18 protein-coding genes and 1 pseudogene are annotated in these 17,331 nt (G+C 71.4%); 9 read left to right on the top strand and 10 right to left on the bottom strand.

Annotation, left to right across the window (positions count from 1 at the left end; all coding sequences use genetic code 11):
• Positions 1-214: 214 nt before the first annotated feature.
• From V8690_RS02985 to V8690_RS02970, 4 genes and pseudogenes are all read right to left on the bottom strand, one after another.
• Complete coding sequence (locus tag V8690_RS02985; protein WP_338775729.1) at positions 215-1,153, bottom strand: 2-dehydropantoate 2-reductase; 939 nt, start codon at positions 1,151-1,153, stop codon at positions 215-217.
• 171 nt (positions 1,154-1,324) lie between these two features.
• A complete protein-coding gene (locus V8690_RS02980) occupies positions 1,325-2,044 on the bottom strand; it encodes a leucine-rich repeat domain-containing protein (RefSeq protein ID WP_338785226.1) in 720 nt (239 codons plus the stop codon).
• 15 nt (positions 2,045-2,059) lie between these two features.
• Positions 2,060-2,487, bottom strand: a pseudogene (locus V8690_RS02975) (hypothetical protein); the annotation flags it as partial.
• 10 nt (positions 2,488-2,497) lie between these two features.
• Complete coding sequence (locus tag V8690_RS02970; RefSeq protein WP_338775728.1) at positions 2,498-3,442, bottom strand: AMP-binding protein; 945 nt, start codon at positions 3,440-3,442, stop codon at positions 2,498-2,500.
• Between the two features lie 331 nt (positions 3,443-3,773).
• Here V8690_RS02970 and V8690_RS02965 point away from each other — a divergent pair, with 331 nt between their 5' ends.
• Complete coding sequence (locus V8690_RS02965) at positions 3,774-4,313, top strand: phenolic acid decarboxylase (RefSeq protein ID WP_338775726.1); 540 nt, start codon at positions 3,774-3,776, stop codon at positions 4,311-4,313.
• A gap of 85 nt (positions 4,314-4,398) precedes the next feature.
• On the opposite strand, the gene V8690_RS02960 is transcribed toward V8690_RS02965, so the two are convergent.
• On the bottom strand, positions 4,399-5,181 hold the full coding sequence (locus tag V8690_RS02960; protein ID WP_338775725.1) for a DUF899 family protein: 783 nt from the start codon (positions 5,179-5,181) through the stop codon (positions 4,399-4,401).
• 190 nt (positions 5,182-5,371) lie between these two features.
• Positions 5,372-6,013, bottom strand: a complete 642-nt coding sequence (locus tag V8690_RS02955; RefSeq protein WP_338775724.1) for a CatB-related O-acetyltransferase — start codon at positions 6,011-6,013, stop codon at positions 5,372-5,374.
• Positions 6,014-6,189: 176 nt separating this feature from the next.
• Between V8690_RS02955 and V8690_RS02950 the strand changes: the two genes are divergently transcribed.
• Positions 6,190-7,554: an APC family permease gene (locus V8690_RS02950; RefSeq protein ID WP_338775723.1), complete on the top strand. Its 1,365-nt coding sequence runs from the start codon at positions 6,190-6,192 to the stop codon at positions 7,552-7,554.
• 121 nt (positions 7,555-7,675) lie between these two features.
• Here the strand turns inward: V8690_RS02950 and V8690_RS02945 are convergent, their stop codons facing one another.
• Positions 7,676-8,125 (bottom strand): spore-associated protein, encoded by a 450-nt coding sequence (locus V8690_RS02945; RefSeq protein WP_338775722.1) that lies wholly within the window; start codon positions 8,123-8,125, stop codon positions 7,676-7,678.
• A gap of 131 nt (positions 8,126-8,256) precedes the next feature.
• Between V8690_RS02945 and V8690_RS02940 the strand changes: the two genes are divergently transcribed.
• The 5 genes from V8690_RS02940 (at position 8,257) to V8690_RS02920 (ending at position 13,807) form a co-directional block, all read left to right on the top strand.
• The gene (locus tag V8690_RS02940) at positions 8,257-9,402 is read left to right on the top strand and encodes an AAA family ATPase (RefSeq protein WP_338775721.1); all 1,146 of its coding nucleotides are present in this window, start codon (positions 8,257-8,259) and stop codon (positions 9,400-9,402) included.
• Positions 9,403-9,635: 233 nt separating this feature from the next.
• Positions 9,636-10,568, top strand: a complete 933-nt coding sequence (locus tag V8690_RS02935; protein WP_338775720.1) for a hypothetical protein — start codon at positions 9,636-9,638, stop codon at positions 10,566-10,568.
• A gap of 59 nt (positions 10,569-10,627) precedes the next feature.
• A complete protein-coding gene (locus tag V8690_RS02930) occupies positions 10,628-11,365 on the top strand; it encodes a class I SAM-dependent methyltransferase (protein WP_338775718.1) in 738 nt (245 codons plus the stop codon).
• 88 nt (positions 11,366-11,453) lie between these two features.
• Positions 11,454-12,257, top strand: coding sequence for a serine/threonine protein kinase (locus V8690_RS02925; RefSeq protein WP_338775717.1), 804 nt, complete (start codon positions 11,454-11,456; stop codon positions 12,255-12,257).
• Complete coding sequence (locus V8690_RS02920) at positions 12,254-13,807, top strand: serine/threonine-protein kinase (protein ID WP_338775715.1); 1,554 nt, start codon at positions 12,254-12,256, stop codon at positions 13,805-13,807. Before V8690_RS02925 ends, V8690_RS02920 begins: the two co-directional genes overlap by 4 nt.
• Before the next feature lie 69 nt (positions 13,808-13,876).
• On the opposite strand, the gene V8690_RS02915 is transcribed toward V8690_RS02920, so the two are convergent.
• Positions 13,877-15,034, bottom strand: a complete 1,158-nt coding sequence (locus tag V8690_RS02915; protein ID WP_338775714.1) for a hypothetical protein — start codon at positions 15,032-15,034, stop codon at positions 13,877-13,879.
• A gap of 253 nt (positions 15,035-15,287) precedes the next feature.
• Here V8690_RS02915 and V8690_RS02910 point away from each other — a divergent pair, with 253 nt between their 5' ends.
• On the top strand, positions 15,288-15,737 hold the full coding sequence (locus tag V8690_RS02910) for a hypothetical protein (protein ID WP_338775713.1): 450 nt from the start codon (positions 15,288-15,290) through the stop codon (positions 15,735-15,737).
• Between the two features lie 67 nt (positions 15,738-15,804).
• On the opposite strand, the gene V8690_RS02905 is transcribed toward V8690_RS02910, so the two are convergent.
• Positions 15,805-16,179 (bottom strand): peptidase M23, encoded by a 375-nt coding sequence (locus V8690_RS02905; protein ID WP_338775712.1) that lies wholly within the window; start codon positions 16,177-16,179, stop codon positions 15,805-15,807.
• A gap of 61 nt (positions 16,180-16,240) precedes the next feature.
• A complete protein-coding gene (locus V8690_RS02900; RefSeq protein ID WP_338775711.1) occupies positions 16,241-16,615 on the bottom strand; it encodes an SH3 domain-containing protein in 375 nt (124 codons plus the stop codon).
• 269 nt (positions 16,616-16,884) lie between these two features.
• On the opposite strand from V8690_RS02900, the gene V8690_RS02895 reads away from it, so the two are divergent.
• On the top strand, positions 16,885-17,313 hold the full coding sequence (locus tag V8690_RS02895) for a VOC family protein (protein WP_338775710.1): 429 nt from the start codon (positions 16,885-16,887) through the stop codon (positions 17,311-17,313).
• Positions 17,314-17,331: the final 18 nt, after the last annotated feature.

Genomic DNA, 17,331 nt, shown 5'->3' with positions numbered 1-17,331 from the left:
TGTCGGCCAGGCTGCCGCTCATCGAGGACAGGTCCCGGCCCTCCTCGATGGCGGTGTCGGCTACTCGATCTGGTGCGACATGTCGGGCCACCGCCTCAGGCGAGCCCCACGAAGGGCACCAACCCTTCGACGGGCCGAGCCGCACCGACCGCGAGCAGAGCGGCCCCTGAGATGGTGCAGCCACCAGGACACGGGCGTGCCACGGCCCCCGCGGTCAGTTGGCGGCCCGGTCCGCCCGCAGCGCCGCCAGTTCGTACAGCAGGGAGTTGACCGGGGTCGGTGTGCCCGTGGCGGCGCCGAGCCGGACCACCGCGCCGGTCCACGCCTCGAGCTCGTTCGGCCGGCCCGCGAGGATGTCGCGATGGAGCGAGGGCGTGCCCTCGGCGGGCTGGCGGTCGAGGAAGTCGAGGGACGTCGCCACGATGTCGTCGGGGAGGGCGACGCCACGGGCCCCCGCGACGGCCTGCACCTCCGTCATGGCGTCGCGGAGAACGGCGCGCGTGCCGGGCCGGGACCGCAGCACCCCGAACGGCTCGCCCGTGACGGCACCGAGCCCGCCGCAGGGCGCCACGAACAGGAACTTCGCCCACAGGTCGGCCCAGACGTCGTCCGGCGCGGGCGACTTCACGCCCGCCGCGCCGAGCACAGCACGCAGTTGCCTCACACGGTCGGACGGCCGGTTGTCCCACTCGGCGAACGCCAGCGCGCCCAGGCCGCCGACGTGCCGCACCACGCCCGGGGCCTCCAGGTACGTGTTGACACGGGCGATGCCGGGCAGTACGGCGTCCCGCCCGAGCGCGTCGGCCACCTGCTGCGGCGCATCCACTCCGTTCTGCACGGTGACGACAGCGGTGCCGGGACCGATCACCGGCTTCAATCGCTCGAGCGCCTCGTCCAGTTGAGCCATCTTGACGCAGAGCAGCACGACGTCGGCCTCACCGACGTCCTGGCTGTCACCGACAGCGCGCACCCGCTCGACGTGCAGGTCCGTGTCCGGCCCCCGGACCGTCAGCCCGTCGCGCCGCAGGACGTCCAGATGGGCGCCGCGCGCGACGAACGTGACGTCGTGCCCGGCAGCGGCGAGCCGCCCGCCGAAGAATCCGCCGAGTCCCCCGACCCCGACCACTGCGAACTTGAGATGATGCTCCGTCATCAGCACTCTCCCCATTCGAATGCCCTTCCGGAGCCGTGCAGCACCCGGTCCGGTGATCATAACCGGGCGATTTCGCACACCAGTTGACGTTCAGGCCGCCCATCGAGGGCCCCCGCAGAAGCAGCGATCACGGTCGGCATGGATATCTGGGTGGGCTCATGTGCAGGCAGTTCACAGCAGGACCACGCAGCCGCGCTGTTCCAGCTCGGTGAGCAGGTGCGGGGATGGCGCGCAGGGGTTCCAGCGCAGATCCAGCTTCTCCAGCGCGGGCATCCGTGCGACCCAGTCCGGCAGCTGGACGATGCGGTTGCTGCGCAGGTCGAGCTGGCGAAGCCGGGGAAGGCGCAGCAAGGGCTCCGGTAGCTCGTCGAGCGCGTTCTCCCGCAGGTCCAGGTGCCGTAGCTCCTCCAGTTCAGTGATCGAGGCCGGCAGACTGGTGAGCTTGTTCTCCCGGAGCCAGAGTTCGCGCAGCTTGCGGAGGCAGCCGATGCCCGCGGGCAACTTGGTCAGCCGGCTGTGCTGGGCGCGAAGTTCGATCAGCTCGGTCATCCGGCCGATGGTTTCGGGCAGGGCGGTGAGAGGGTTTTCACCGACATTGAGATAGCGCAGCCGCGTCAGGTTTCCCAGCGTGTCCGGGAGCCGGGACAGGCTGTTGTCGTGCAGATAGAGGCAGCCGCTGAGTTCGGCCAGGTCGCCCAGAGCGTCAGGAATCGACGTGAGCTTGTTGTGGCCGAGGTCCAGGGTCGTGAGCCGGTGGAGTCGCCCGATCTCGGAGGGGAGTTCGGTGAGCCCGTTGTCCGCCAGAATCAGCACCTCCAGCTCGGTGCGCTGCCACACTGACTCGGGCACTTTCCCGAGCTGGTGGCGCCAGAGGTTGAGTTCCGACCGCATGGCTTCTGACCACGCGGAACGGGAGACCTGTTCGCGCACCCGATCAGGATCGGGGTTGGTGTGCGGCCGGCCCGCCACGACGACAGTCGGCACGGTCTCATTGCCGTCGTTGGCTGCCCTCACCGCCGCGGCTCCCGCCGGGTCACGCCAGATGTTGACCCAATGCAACCGGCGGGCGCTGCGGCCCGGCCGGAAGCGCAGTCGTACGCAGTACTTGCAGCCCGGCCGCCAGAAGACGGCCGGCCTGGCGTCGACCGCGCTGCGGCGTGTGCCTCCAGCGCACCGGACGACCTCGGGAAGACCAGGGGCGAGTTGACGCCCGCGAGCACCAGGAACACCAGCAGGACTGCTGTGGCCGCGCCGGCGTTCTCCGAGAACAGCCCAATCGCGACGGCGGAGCCGCAGAGCACGAACAGCGTCGGCGAGATCCAGGCGCGCATCATGTGACGCAGGCTATCGCCCCTCAGGCTCGACCCAGGCCGGCCCGTCCTCCGACGCCACCAGGCCGCCGGGTCGCAGCAGTGCCTCGGACTCCAACGGCCCGCCGAACACCCCGGCGTTCCTGTGGGACGGTCCCTCCTGGAACACCTGCCGGAAGCTCTCGGACTCGTAGAGCGGATTGCGCAGGTCGTCGGCGTCGGGGAGGCGGCGCACGGCTCGCTCGAAGTCGTCGGCGACCGCGGTGAGCCGTTCGCCCGCCGGCCCGGCCGCCTCGGTGAGCGACGCGTCGCCCGACGCCAGGCCGCCCACCAGCTCGACGAACGCCTCGAGTTCCGTCGTACCGACGCTGGTGACCTTGCGGGCCTTCCAGAAGTAGGACCGTTCGTCCTGGCGCATGTCGTAGGAGGAGACCAGGAACTCGTGGAACAGGCCGTACTCGTGCCGGTGGCGGGTCTCGAACTCGGCGAACAGGCGGTCTTCGTCCAGGCTTCCGGCAAGGCAGCTGTTGATGGACCGGGCGGCGAGCAGCCCGCCGCAGGTCGCGAGATGCATTGCGCTGGACAGCACCGGGGCGACGAGGATGTTCTCGCCGCCGCGGATGATCAGCTCGCCGACCCGGCCGGTGAGCCGGAGACGGCCGTGCTCGACGCGGCGGCCGAGGTCGCCGGTGCGGTACCAGCCGTCCCGCAGCGCGGCGGCCGTCGCCTCGGGCTGCGCGTGGTACCCGGTCATCAGGCTCGGCGCACGCACCCAGACCTCGCCCTCGGCCCCGTCCGGGACGTCCTCGCCGCTCCGCGGGTCGACGACGCGTACGTCCATGCCCGGGACGGGCGGTCCGCAGGCGATCATGCCGCAGGTCTCGGTACTGCCGTACGCGCCCAGCAGCGGCGCCCCGAGGGTCTCCTCCACGGCCGCGCGCAGAGCCGGGCCACTCGGGGCGCCGGCCGCGACGCACATCCGCAGCTACGGCGGGGCTTCGCCGCCCGAGTCGAGCAGCCGGTGATACGTCGCGGGTACGCAGGCCAGCAGGGTGGAGGTAGGCGGCCAGCGAGCGCGTGCGCCGCTCCAGCTCGGCGTAGGTGACGCTGCGCGAGGAGTCGGAGTAGGCGACCCGGTGCGCAGCCGCCTCGGGGTGCCGCCGTAACAACTCCGGCACCGGCCGGATCAGCTCGTCACGCCTCATGTCCCCGCCTTCCGAACCCTCGCGCCGCAACGATGTTGCGCCTATGCGAACGGGGCTACTCGTACTGCTGCCGCAGAGGCATCGCGGCAGCGAGGAGATACCCACATGGCCAGCAACGGAGCACACGTGACCACCGTCGAGAACCCTGTCCCCGCGCAGGAGCTCTCCGGCATCGTCGGCCACCGCTTCATCTACACCTACGCCAACGGCTGGCAGTACGAGATGTACGTGAAGAACCCGACCACCATCGGCTACCGGATCCACTCCGGCATGGTGGACGGCCGCTGGGTCAAGGATCAGCGGGTCGACCTCGTCCAACTGGACGACGACCACTACAAGATCTCCTGGAACGAGCCCACCGGTACGTCGGTCTCCGTCAATGTCATGCCCGGCAAGCGCCGCCTGCACGGCGTGATCTTCTTCCCGCGCTGGGTCGAGGAGCACGGCGAACGCACCGTCCTCTACCAGAACGACCACCTCGACGAGATGCGCAAGTACCGCGACGAAGGCCCGACTTATCCGGTCTACGTCGTCCCGGAATTCGCGAAGATCACCCTCTTCGAGTACGTCGGCCCCGACGACGAGACGGTCATCGCCACGGCCCCCGCAGACCTCCCGCAGGGCTGGTCCGACCGCACCGACTGACCGAGGCCGACAGCCCACCCGGCGCCACGCACATGGACAAGCACTGCCCGCCCTCCGTGAGTCCGCGCTGCTCGGCGAGGGCGCGTCAGTGGTGGTGGCCGTGCCGGCCGAGGGTCTCCACCGGGGTCGCGCCGGGGCGCGTCCACTGCGCTACGGGGCGGCTGGTCGGACCCCAGGTGGCGTTGCCGTCCGCGTCCGAACGCCAGGACCAGCACGGGGCATGTCCCTCGGGCCGGCCCTCGGGGTTGTCCTCCCACGCCTCGCCGCGGCCGTAGGGCGTCATGTCGAGCAGGCAGAGGGATCCGTTGACCCGCTCGTTGCCACGACCCGTCGTGGAGTAGGTGAGGAACACGCGGTCGCCGTCGCGCAGGAAGCACGTGAGGTACCCCATTTCTCCGCCGACCGGCGCCTCCACGCCCCGCACCGAATACCAGGGCTGGGTGTAGCCCATGAACTCGATGTACGAGGCCACCTCGTCCCACCGGCCCGTGGTCAGGACGGCGAACGAGACGCCGCGGGCGTTGAGGTAGACGGCGTCCTTCAGATGCCAGGCGGTGGTGGTGCAGCCTTCGCACTGCCCCTGGTGCGGCGCGCCGTCGTACCACATGTGCTTGTAGACCACGAGCTCGTCGCGGCCCTGGAACAGGTCGAGGAACGGGACCGGGCCGTCGGGTCCGACTACCTCGACCGTCCCGTCGGACTCCACCATCGGCAGCCGGCGACGGGCCGCGGCGAGGGCGTCGCCCTCGTGCGTGTGGGCTTTCTCGCGGACCAGGAGCTCGTCGCGTGCGGCCTGCCAGGTGGCCAGGTCGACGATGGGCGGGCGGCCGGGCGGTGTGGTGGGCGGTTCGCTCGGCGTGGTCGTCATGGTGTCCTCCGCGGTGGCTTGTGCCGGGGAGCGTCGTACGAGGCTCCCCGGAACAGACTCATGACGCGGCCGGAACTCATCGCGGGGAAGGCGGGCATTCCGCGGCGTCGACCGCGCGACCGCATCCAGCACGTGACGGTCAGCACGGCCGGCAGCGGCGCCACAGGATGATGTCAGGGGCGGCGCCGGCTCAGGCGTCGGGCCGGGCGGCCTCCAGGTCGTCGATGGCGCCCGACATGATCGTCCGCACGTGCTCGGTGATGTGCTCCGCGGGCCAGTCCCACCAGGCCACCGCCAGCAGCCGGGCGACGTCCTCGTCGCTGTGGCGGGTACGGATGAGGCGGGCCGGGTTGCCGCCGACGATGCCGTAGTCGGGCACGTCGCCGGTGACCACGGCGCCGGAGGCGATGATCGCGCCGTGCCCGATCCGCACGCCGGGCATGATCGTCGTGCCGTGGCCGAACCAGACGTCGTGGCCGACGACGGTGTCGCCCCGGTTCGGCAGGCCGGTGAGCAGGTCGAAGTGCTCGGCCCAGGAGCCGCCCATGGTGGGGAAGGGGAAGGTCGAGGGGCCGTCCATGCGGTGGTTGGCGCCGTTCATGATGAACCGCACTCCCGTGCCCAGAGCACAGAACCTGCCGATGATCAGCTTCTCCGGTCCGTAGTGGTGGAGCACGTTGCGCGTCTCGAACGCCGTGGGGTCGTCCGGGTCGTCGTAGTAGGAGTACTCCCCGTCCTCGATCAGTGGGGACTTCACGAGTGGTTTGAGCAGTACCACCCGGGGCTGTTCGGGCATCGGATGCAGGACCGTCGGGTCGGCAGGCACAGGCATGGGGGAATAAGTCCTCATCGGTAGCGGGTCCGTGCGGTGTCCCGTCCATGATCCCCCCCCGCGGACGAGATGCGCCGGGGTCGTGGACAACGTCAAGGCATCAAGGCATCACCAACTGGTCTGCCGGGCAGGGGAGACGTTGTTCCGGTCCGTGCCGAACGCCTCAGGGAGTCTTCGTGTCCGCAACCGACAGTGATGCAGCCGCCGCGCCGGAGCGAGGGGACGACACCCCTCTGCGACGTGCCATCGGCCCGAAACTGCTGATTCTGTTCGTGATCGGCGACATCCTCGGCACCGGTATCTACGCCACCACCGGTCAGGTCGCCGGCAAGGTCGGCGGGGCACTGTGGCTGCCGTTCGTCATCGGGTTCGTCGTAGCGATCCTGACGGCCGCCTCGTACGTCGAGCTCGTCGGCAAGTACCCGAAGGCGGCCGGAGCCGCGCTCTACACCCAGAAGGCGTTCCAGGTCCCGTTCCTGACCTTCATCGTCGCCTTCATGGTCATGTGCTCGGGCCTTTCCTCGGCGAGCGCGGCGGCCCGCGCCTTCAGCGGCGACTACCTGTCCGAGTTCACGGACTTCTTCCCGCCCACCCTCATCGCGATCCTGTTCATCCTCGCCCTCGCGGCCCTGAACCTGCGAGGCGTGTCGGAGTCCGTGAAGACCAACGTGGTCCTCACCGTGGTCGAACTGACCGGCCTGCTCGTCATCCTCACGATCGGCGCCTGGGCTGTTTTGACCGGTGACGGTGAACCCTCCCGGCTCGGTGAGTTCCAGGCGGAGGGCACCGGTTACGCGCTGCTCACCAGCGTGCTGGGGGCGACGGCCCTCGGTTTCTTCGCCTTCGTGGGCTTCGAGGACTCCGTCAACATGGCCGAGGAGACCAAGGATCCGGTGCGGACGTTCCCGCGCGCCATCTTCACCGGCGTCGCCGTCACCGGCACCATCTACGTCCTGGTCGCGCTGGTCTCCTCGCTGCTCGTCGACTACCGCGTGCTGGAGGACTCCAGCGGCCCGCTGCTGGAGGTCGTCAAGGTCGGCGGCATCGACTTCCCGCCCAAACTCTTCGCCCTGATCGCGCTGTTCGCGGTCACCAACTCGGCACTGATCAACATCATGATGGCGTCCCGCCTCTGCTACGGCATGGCGAACGAACGCATCCTGCCGCGAGCCCTGGGCCGCGTACTGCCCCGGCGCCGCACCCCGGTCGTCGGCATCGTCTTCGTCTCGCTCCTCGCCATCGGCCTGGTCTCCACCGGGGAGATCGAGGGCCTCGGCGACACCACGGCCTTCCTCCTGCTGTGCGTCTTCGCCGTCGTCAACATCGCCGTCCTCGTCCTGCGCCGCGACCGTGTCGAACACCAGCACTTCCGTACGCCGACCGCCCTGCCGGTGCTCGGCGCGATCACCGCCCTGATCCTGGCCAGCCCGTTGTCCGACCGGCCCGTGGAGGTCTACATCCGGGCGGGCGTGCTGGTGGCCATCGGCATCGGACTGTGGGTGCTCAACAAGGCGGTGCTGAAAGTACGCGGCGAGGCGTGAGCAGTACAACTGCCGTGCGGCGCGCCAGAGAACCGGCACCGGGCCACCACTGCTCCCGCGCGACGGCGGCGGGAACGTGATGGCCCGGTAGGGGGTGTTTCAAGGTGGTTCAGGGGGCCGGTCAGCGGGTGAACGTGACCCGGTGTTCCTTCAGGGCGCCGCAGTTGGAGCCGTGCACCTGCACGTACACGTTGTTGATGTTGCCGCCCCAGTCGACGCAGTGGCCCTTGCCGTAGACGTAGGTCGGTCCGGCGAAGGACGTGAAGCGCCCGGCGTCCTCGTCGCTTTCCTCGGTGTCGGGGACGTAGATCCACGCGGACATGTCCACGGCGGTACCCGGGTTGTTGCGGATGGTCGTGACGCAGTTCTTCCCGTTGGAGGCGTTGTACGTCAGGTAGACGGTGCCCAGGGAACCGACGGCCGCCGAGTTCACGGTCTTGTAGGCGCTTCCGCAGACCTTCTGCGGAGTGGTGTTGGGCGCGGCGGAGGCGGGTGACGTCAGGGCGGTCGTGGTCCCCACGGTCAGTGCCGCCAAGGCGGACGCGGCCAGGACGGAACGGGTGAATCTCATATTTCCCCCTTGCAACTCTTCGAGGTGGTTGCTCCTGCATGGTGTGACCCACCGGGCATCCAAAGGGTTGTGCATCAGTTCGTAGGAAAATTAGGTGAGTTGGGGACGCGGGGGCGCGAGAATCACGTTTCGTGATTCCTGTTCTGTGGTTGTGCGGTCCGCCGGGAGTGGGCAAGACGACCGTCGCCTGGCAGCTGTACCGGGAGCTCGACCAGGCGGGCATGCGGGCCGCGTTCACCGATATCGACCAACTCGGCATCTGCTACCCGGAGCCGGCGGCGGACCCGGGCCGGCATCGTATGAAGGCGCGGAACCTCGCTGCCGTGGCGGACGGGTTCCGGCGGGCCGGGGCCCGGTGTCTCGTCGTCTCGGGTGTCGTCGACCCCGAGCGGGGCGTCGAGCTCGCCGGCCTGCCGGGGGCCGCGGTGACGGTGTGCCGGCTGCGCGCCGGCCGGGACGAGCTGCTGCGGCGTTTCCTCGGGCGCGGCGGTGCTCCCGAACTGCTCGACGCCGTGCGGCGGGAGGCCGATGCCCTCGACGCGAGTGACGTCGCCGATGTGTGTGTCGACACCGGTGGTGTGACGGTGCCGGAGGTGGTGCGGCTCGTGCGGGAACGGACCGGTGGATGGCCCGGGTCCGTTCCGTCGGCGGAGACCGACGTGGCGGAGTCGGCCGACGGGCCCGGGGACCGGCGGCCCGCCGACGGCCCTGTTCTGTGGCTGTGCGGGGCGAGCGGCGTCGGCAAGTCGACGGTCGGCTTCGCGGTCTACCAGCGGGTGCTGCGCGCCGGGTTCACCGCCGCGTACGTCGATCTGGAGCAGGTCGGATTCTGTCACCCCCTGCCGGCCGAGGGCGCCGGCGGTCATCGCGTCAGGGCCGGGAACCTGGCGGCCCTGTGGCGGACCTACCGGTCTGCCGGGGCGCAGGCGCTGGTGGTGACCGGGCCGGTTGAGGGGCCGGCCGCGGTCGGTGTGTATGCCGCGGCGCTGCCCGGGGCCGAGTTCACACTGTGCCGGCTGCACGCCGGGCGGGAGGAACTGACGCGGCGGATCATGCGGCGGGGGAGTGGCGGCGGTTGGCCACGGCCGGGTGATCCGCTGCGCGGCCGGCCCGCCGAGCGTCTGCTGGAGGTCGCCGACGAGGCGGTGGCCACGGCCGCCGCGCTGGACGACGCGGGCGTGGGCGACCTGCGCATCGACACCGACGGGCACACCGTGGACCAAGTGACGGACGCGCTCCTGGCGCGGACAGGGTGGCCGTCTGCGGCGGGAACCTAGGCCGGACTTCGGGCCCGGCCTCGGTAGGCGCCCGAGCATGCCCACGCCCCGCCACCTTCAGTCACGGGTCGCTTACGGCACACGTGAGATCCAGAGGATCTGCTCAGGGGTGTCACACAGGCTGCACATCCCCCTTTCAAAGTCTCGTTAGCGTTACGGCTCGATCCCACGTGCGAACGTGACCAGGCTGCGGCGGGCAAGCCGTCGGCACAGCAAGATCGGGAAGACCACACATGGACTACTGCTCCTCGTGCCGTCGGCACCTCAACGGCGCCTTGGTCTGCCCGGGGTGCGGCGCCTGCGCCCCGGGCATCGACCCCTCCGCCGCCGACGGCCGTACCGGCCCGGCCGCGTGGGAGTACCCGGCCGCCTCCGGCGCGTGGCGCGAGGGGAACGTGTGGGACGACGACAGCGTGTGGGACAGCAACCACGCCGGCACGCGGGAGCTCCCCCTCGCGTACACCGGCTCGCCCGACGGCCACGAGACCCCGGACACGGACCACTCCGGCGGACACGAGACCACGGACACCACCGGGGCCGACGGCTACCAGGCCCCGCAGCAGGGGCGCGCGGCACGGCGTCGTCAGATGGCCCGCTGGAAGAAGAGCCAGCGCCGGGCCGTGGTGGCGACCGCTGTCGCGCTCGTCGGAGGCGGTCTGGCCGTCGCCGCCATGAACGGCGACTCCACGCACGGCGTGCAGTCGGCCACGGCACCCGAGGACACGACCATGGGCGGCGCCGACGGACAGGCGCCGACGTACACCGAACCGACGTCGACCCGGCGCGAGACCCCGCGGTCCTCACCCACGCCCACGACTCCGCCGCACGCCGACCGCACCGCCCAGCGCGAGCAGCCCCGGGCCACCGCTCCCCGCAGCACCCCGGCGGACCCCCGGACGGACGCGGCCGCCGCGCCTCGCGAGCTGCCGAAGACGACGCAGCCGAGGACCACCGTCCCGAACACCGTCGACACGGTCACCGGCAACTCCAACAAGTCCACGTCGACCGAGCAGACGACACCGCCCGCCGCCGCGAGCGGCTCGGACACGCAGCAGCCGACCTCCCCGGAGACGCCCTCGTCCGCGGCGAGCCCCACTCCGGCCGCGACGTCTCCCTCGAACTCCGACCCCAAGGAGCTGTGCCTGCTCGTCATCTGCCTGGGCTGAGTCGGCGGCCGCCGAAAAACGGTGGCCCCACCGCAGCCGCCCTTCGTACCGTCGGACGCATGGCAGACGAGTGCTTCCGGCATCCACGGCTCGCCGCGGTCTACGACGCGCTCGACCCCGACCGCGCCGATCTCGAACCGTACCTGCGGATGGCGGAGGAGTCCGGGGCGCGTCGAGTGCTCGACATCGGCTGCGGCACGGGCGTGTTCGCGCTGTCGCTGGCGGAACGCGGCGTCGAGGTCGTCGGCGCCGACCCCGCCGCCGCGTCCCTGGACGTGGCCCGGGGCAAGCCGGGCAGCGAGCGGGTGCGGTGGATCCACGGCGACGCGACGACCCTCCCGCCCCTGACCGCCGACCTCGCGACGATGACGGGCAACGCCGCCCAGGCGGTCGTCGACCCCGAGGACTGGCGGAGGACCCTGCGAGGGGCCCGTGAGGCACTGCGGCCCGGCGGCCGCTTCGTGTTCGAGACCCGGATTCCGGCCCGCCGCGCCTGGGAGGAGTGGAACCGCGGGGCCACGCACACCGTGACGCACGTGCCCGGTGTCGGCGCCGTCGACTCCTGGGCCGATCTGCTCGACGTGAGCGGGCCGCTGGTGACGTTCCGCTGGACCTACGTGTTCGCGGCGGACGGGCAGGTGCTGACGTCGGACTCGACGCTGCGCTTCCGCGAGCGGGAAGAGGTCGAGGCCGAACTCGTCGCGCAGGGCTATGCGGTGGAGGACGTGCGCGACGCGCCCGACCGGCCGGGCCGGGAGTTCGTGTTCGTCGCACGCCGTCCGCGGACAGCCGGCTGACGCGGGCCCTGCCGCCTCCGCGGCCAGCGGAATCCGCCCGTACAATCCTCGCGACCAAATCGGGGGCGTCATCAGCGGGGGAGTCCGCGTGGAAACCATCATCGTGCAGTTGCCGGGGCCCGCACAGTGGGGTTCGGACGAGACGGGCAGGCCCGACCTGGTCCATCTGGGGCCCGGGGACATCGCCGACTTCGGCCGCGGCACGCCCGGCGGCGCGGGGGTGCGCATCGTGCTGACCGACCCCGGGATCTCGCGCCGGGCCGGGCAGCTGGAGGCGGCCGGTGACTACTGGCGGCTGTCCAACTTCAGCCGGAGCGTGTCGTACGTCGTGGAGAATTTGGAGGGAGCCGGCGAGTACCTGACCGTCGCCCCGGGGCGGCTCGGCGCGCCGGTGCCGTTCGAGTTCTCGCGCGTGGTGCTCCCGGCCCTGTCCGGCACCGCGGCCTTCAAGGTGTTCGCACCCCAGCACGCCTACCTCGGTGAGCGGTCCGCGCCGGGCGGCGGGGAACAGACCGTCCACCCCTTCGCCCTGGACCCGACGTCGAAGTACTTCCTCGTGCTGGTGGCCCTGTGCGAACCCCGGCTGCGCGACCCCTCCGACTCGGCGCTGCCCGGGGTCGGCCAGATCGTGGAGCGGCTGCGGCCGCTGGAGTCCTGCCGGGACCTGACCCGCTCCGCGGTCAACTACCACATCGACTACCTGGCCTTCGCCAAACTGCGCCTCGATTTCGGCGAGGAGACCGCGACCGGTGCCGACGGCGGCCGCACCGGAGCCAAGCGCTCCCGGCTCGCCTCCGTCGCCCTGCGCTTCGGCCTGGTACGCGAAGAGCACCTCAGCCTGCTGCCGTCCCGCGGCGCCGGTCGGCTCACGCCGCAGGAGGCCGGCGCATGACCAGATCCGACGACGTCCCGGACGACCTGGAGATACCCGGACCGCCCCGCCTCCCGGAGGGTTTCCGGATCGAGGGCTGGGAGGTGGGCGCGGTCATCGGCTCCGGCGGCTGGGGGACCGTGTACGAGGCCCGTACCGTCGCCGACGGCACGCCCGCGGCCGTGAAGGTGCTCCCGACCGGCGCCCTGGGGCCCGGGCAGCGCGCCGCGCTCGATGAACTCGTGGAGCGCGAGGTCCGGTTCAGCGCCGAGGCAGATCATCCCCACCTCGTGCGGACCCACGCCGTGTGCACCGTCGAGGCACCGGACCTGCCCGCCCTGGACGGTGCCATCGCGCTGGTCATGGACCGTGCCGAGGCCAGCCTGAAGGACATCCTGGACGCCGCCGCCACCGGCGGTCCGATCGACGGCGCCGACCGCGTCCTGCGCGGGGTCGCCGCCGGACTGGCCCACATGCACGACGCCGGCTGGGTGCACGGCGATCTCAAACCCGCCAACGTTCTGCTGGGCGCGGGCGGGCAGGTGTGGCTGGCGGACTTCGGGCTGGCCACCGAACTCGACGGTACCCACGCCCATCTTCCGCCGCTCGGCACCCTCGACCACCTGCCGCCCGAGTGGTGGTCCCAGCGCACCGGCACCCAGGGCGCCGTCGTCCGGCCCACCGCCGACATCTGGGCCTTCGGCGTCCTCGCCCACCAGGTGCTCACCGGCGGACTCCACCCCTTCCCGGGCGCGACGGCCCGGGCCCGCTCCCTCGCCGCCCAGTCCTACGCACGCGGCACCGCACCCCTGCGGCTCGACGCCGGCCCCGACGAGGGCATGCGTCGGCTGATCGCCGACTGCCTGGCGCCGGACCACGCCACCCGGCTCCCGCACACGGCCCGTGGCGTCGCCGGCCGCGTCGAGGACCTCACCGGTGGTCCGCGCCGCCGGCGACGCCTGGTGCCGGCCGTGGCGGCCGGGCTCGTCGTCCTGACCGCCGCCGCACTCGCCGGGGCGGCACTCCTCGGCGGGGGCGGCGACACCCGGGACGACGACCGGGAGCGCGGCACGCCCGCCGCCGTCACCGGCGCGCGGAGCCCGGTGTCCGGTGAGATCCCGGAGGACTCCGACGTACCCGAGGCGCTGCGCCCCGTCATCGCCCGCGCCGCCCACCGCTGCACCGACGAGGAGATCACCCCCGCCCTGCTCGCCGCGCTGCTCAAGGCCGAGAGCGGCTTCGACGCGAACGCCGCCCGCCCGGAGAGCGACGAGTACGGCATCGCGATGTGGACGCCGTCGGTGTTCCGGGCCTGGGCCGTGGACGGGGACGGGGACGGCGACAAGGACCACATGTCGCCGCCGGACGCGATCGCCACCATGAGCCTGTACGTGTGCTGGCTCGACCAGCGCTTCAAACAGGCGGGTCTGCCGAAGAAGGACCTGCCCGCGCTGGTCGCGGCCGGCTACCGCACCAGTGACCGCACGATCATCGAGGAGGGAGGCGTCCCCGCACGGGTACGCCCGCACGTGGACGAGGTGCTGGGCTATCTCGCCGAGTACGAGCGCTGACCTCGGGATGTACGCGAGCGGTGGGCCGGACCCCTCAGGGCCCCGCCCACCGCTCGTCCCCCGTTCCCGTCACGGCCGCGGCGAGCCGCACTCCGGGACGTCCGGCAGCCGGTTGTCCGGCGAGCTGGTGTAGATGTCGGAGATGTAGCCGCCGTACTGGGGCAGACAGGCCCACCACTCGTTGGTGTAGGGCGGCACGCTGACCACCTGGCCCCGCGTCTGGCAGCCCACCAGCACCGCGACCCCGGCCGGGAGTTGATCAACCCGGGCAGCACCCGTGGCCGGGCCCTTGCGGACGTTCACGACCTCGCCCCAGATGCCGAACCACGCCCCCGTCGGCCGCGCCCCGCCCGGCACGTTCAGCGAACGGGTCAGCCGGCCGAGGTCGGTGTAGGCCTTCCCGTACGACGCGCCGGCCGGATGCAGCGTCAGTACGGCCACGATGGTGCGGTCGTCCGCGCCCACCGTGCCGGTGGTGTGCAGTGCCGGGCGGGTGGGGTCCACGCCGGCGGCGGCATGGGTGGGAGCGGCGGCCCCTTCTGCCTCGGCCGCCGCTCCCGAGGCGCCGCACGTCCCCTTCGCGTGCCCCCGGACCAGCCCTGCTTCACCGCCCAGGGGCGGTCGAACGAGCCCGCGATGCCGAAGTGCTGGTCGAAGCGGTCCGAGGCGCAGCGCGTGGAGCGGCGCAGGTTGTCCATGACGAAGTCGCGGACGGGGGCGGGCGCATCGTCCAGGATGTAGCGGTAGATCCACGGTGTCACGGGCCGAGAGGGCGGTGTAGCCCCAGTAGCCCTCGTACCCGGCGGGCGGCGGCGCGGTGTCGCGCGGACCGAGCCGGGTGCTCATCCGGTCGGTGATCGCCGAGCCGCCGTGCTCGGACCAGTAGTGGTGCGCGGCCTTGTCGTCGCTGCCGCGCAGCATCGGCTCCAACCGCGCGCGGTCGGCCTCCGGGATCGTGTGGGCGGGCCCACGGTCCCACAGGAAATCCAGGGCCAGCAGCAGTTTGACGACCGAGGCGGACCGGAACCGCGCGCTCTCGTCGACCTGTTCGGTGAACGTGCGGCGGTCGAAGACCGCGATCCCGGCGGTGACGCCGTCCGGGATCTGAGCGCCCTGAGCGGCCTGAGCGGTCGTCGCCGACCGGGGGAGTGCCGCCGCGCCACCCGGCAGCGAGGCGACCGTGACGACGGTCGCTACCGCCGCAGTGCCGCGCAGGAGTATGCGCATGGTTGCCCTCCCTGGTCGCCGGTAGCCCGGTGCCGGTCGCACGGTCGCCCGGTCCCACGGTTGTCCGGCGGAGCCTTGGTCCCGCGCCGACACACCAGGAGCCCGAGCGGTGCGGCCGGTCCTGACGAAAGTCAGGGCCCCCGAAACGAGGCGACCTGTGGCGTTCGACCCTGATAAATGTCAGGTGTCGCAGGTGTGGTGACGCCCGTACGGTCACGACCGGAACACCCGCCGACACACAGAAAGAGGGCTTATGAGCCGCCGATCGCTCAGGACACTGCTGGCCGCCGGGGGCGCCGCCGCGATGATGGCGCTCCTCCCGACCTCCGCCCAGGCCGCGCCGTACTCGGGCGGCAACTACGGGGCCTACGGGAACGAGGGGCAGTACCCCACGACCTCCTACTGCTCGGGCACGTTCCGGCAGATCGGGGCCACCAAGTACGCCGAAGGCATGGCCCTGAAGTACTTCTACTCCGACAAGTGCGGCTCCTTCGCCCGGATCGAGAACTCCCGGCCCGGCTGCGTCGCCGTACTCCAGCGTTCCAACAGCGGCGTGGGACGAGTCGACGGCTGGGTCTCCGAGAGCGTCGACCCCGGCATCACCTACGCCTACACGCAGATGGGCAACAACCTCAACGGCCGTGTCTCGCGCGCCGTGCTCTCGTGCGACGGCCACGACCTGACCGAGACCGGCTGGTACTGAGCACGAACCTGCGGCGGGCCACCGATCTCCCGGTGGCCCGCCGCAGGCGTGTGGAGGGGATGGTGCGTCAGCAGTCCGGGACGCCGGCGATCTTCTGGCCGCCACGGATGTACAGGTTGTTCACCCAGGCGACATCGCTGCCCGACAGCTCCATGACGGCGGTCCACCAGTTGTTCGTACCGACGGCCGGGTCGTGCACGGTCTGGCCCTGCTTCTGGCAGATGGCGTCCGCCCACCACTGCGAACGGACCGCGAGCCGCGGGGAGTTGGTGGTCGGTTCCTGGCGCAGGTTGACGTCGGTGGCCCAGATGTAGACGTCGGTGAGAGTCGGGTCGCCGCCGCCTGCGACGGCCGGGGCCGCCTGGGCCGTGGTGGCGAGGCCGCCGACGGCGAGCGCGGTCACGGCGAGGCCCATGGCGGTGCGGCTGATCATTCGCTTCATGTGTCTGTCCCCCGTAGGACGATGGTGAGGATGGTGTGGTCGGACGTGGTCATGTTCCGGGTCAGCAGCGCGCCGAGGCGGGCAGGTCGCCGTACTCGTTGCCCTTGAGGTATACGGCGCTGACGAAGCCCTCGAGGAGCTTCACCCAGACGTCGTTGGAGTAGCCGTTGTCGGTGATGCGCTGGCCGCGGGTCCAGCAGTAGGCGCCGAGCGGCTGGCCCGCCGGAACGGTGGCGAGGATTCCGTGGGAAGTGCCCGGCCCGTAGCGGACGTTGACGGTCTCGTACGGCACGACCGCATACGGCGCGGCCATGACGCGGGCGCCGCCCTGCTCGCCGGCGGCGGACGCGGCCGCGGTGCCGGCGGTGAGCGGACCGAGCAGTGCGAGCGCCCCGGCGCCGACGAGCGCGGCCCTGGCGAAAATGCGAGTGGACATGTCGAGTTCCCCCTGAGGTGTGGCCGACGCTCAGAACTGTAGGGAGAGCAGGGGCGATGCGGTCCCTGACAATTGTCAGGGTCGTGCGGGACAACAGGGGTACGGGCGGGGGTACTTGGCCCGCTGGGCGTGGGCGGCGCGATACGGCCGAAAACCGCTCGACGACCGCGACCACCTCTGCCTACGATCCACCGCGCGGCATCGCGTGTCGGTCACCGTCCGGGTGAGGCATGGAGGTGCCGCGGAGATGCCCGTGGAGGCATTCAACCGTGTCAGTCGAGTTCAATCACACCATCGTCCTGTCCCGTGATCGGGAGAAGTCCGCCCGTTTTCTGGCGGAGATCCTGGATCTGGAGGTCGGGGCACCGGTCGGGGTGTTCCTGCCGGTGACGACCGCCAACGGCGTCACGCTGGACTTCCTCACCATCGACGCCGACATCCCCATGCAGCACTATGCGTTCCTCGTCTCCGAGGACGAGTTCGACGAGGCCCTCGCCCGGCTCGTCGCGGCCCGGATCCCCATCCAGGCCGACCCGCACGGCAACCACCCGCGCAAGATCAACCGCCACGACGGCGGCCGGGGCGTGTACTTCCTCGACCCGGCGGGCCACGGCCTGGAGATCATCACCCGTCCGTACGGCACGGACCCGTCCTCGCCGCTGAACGGCGTCATGGAGGACGTGCCCGGGGCCGTCTGAGCCGGCCCGGCCGGGGAC

The sequence above is a fragment of the Streptomyces sp. DG1A-41 genome (assembly GCF_037055355.1).
Taxonomy (GTDB): Bacteria; Actinomycetota; Actinomycetes; order Streptomycetales; family Streptomycetaceae; genus Streptomyces.
Note: the sequence above shows the minus strand (reverse complement) of the source record. Positions and strands in the feature narration are given on the sequence as shown.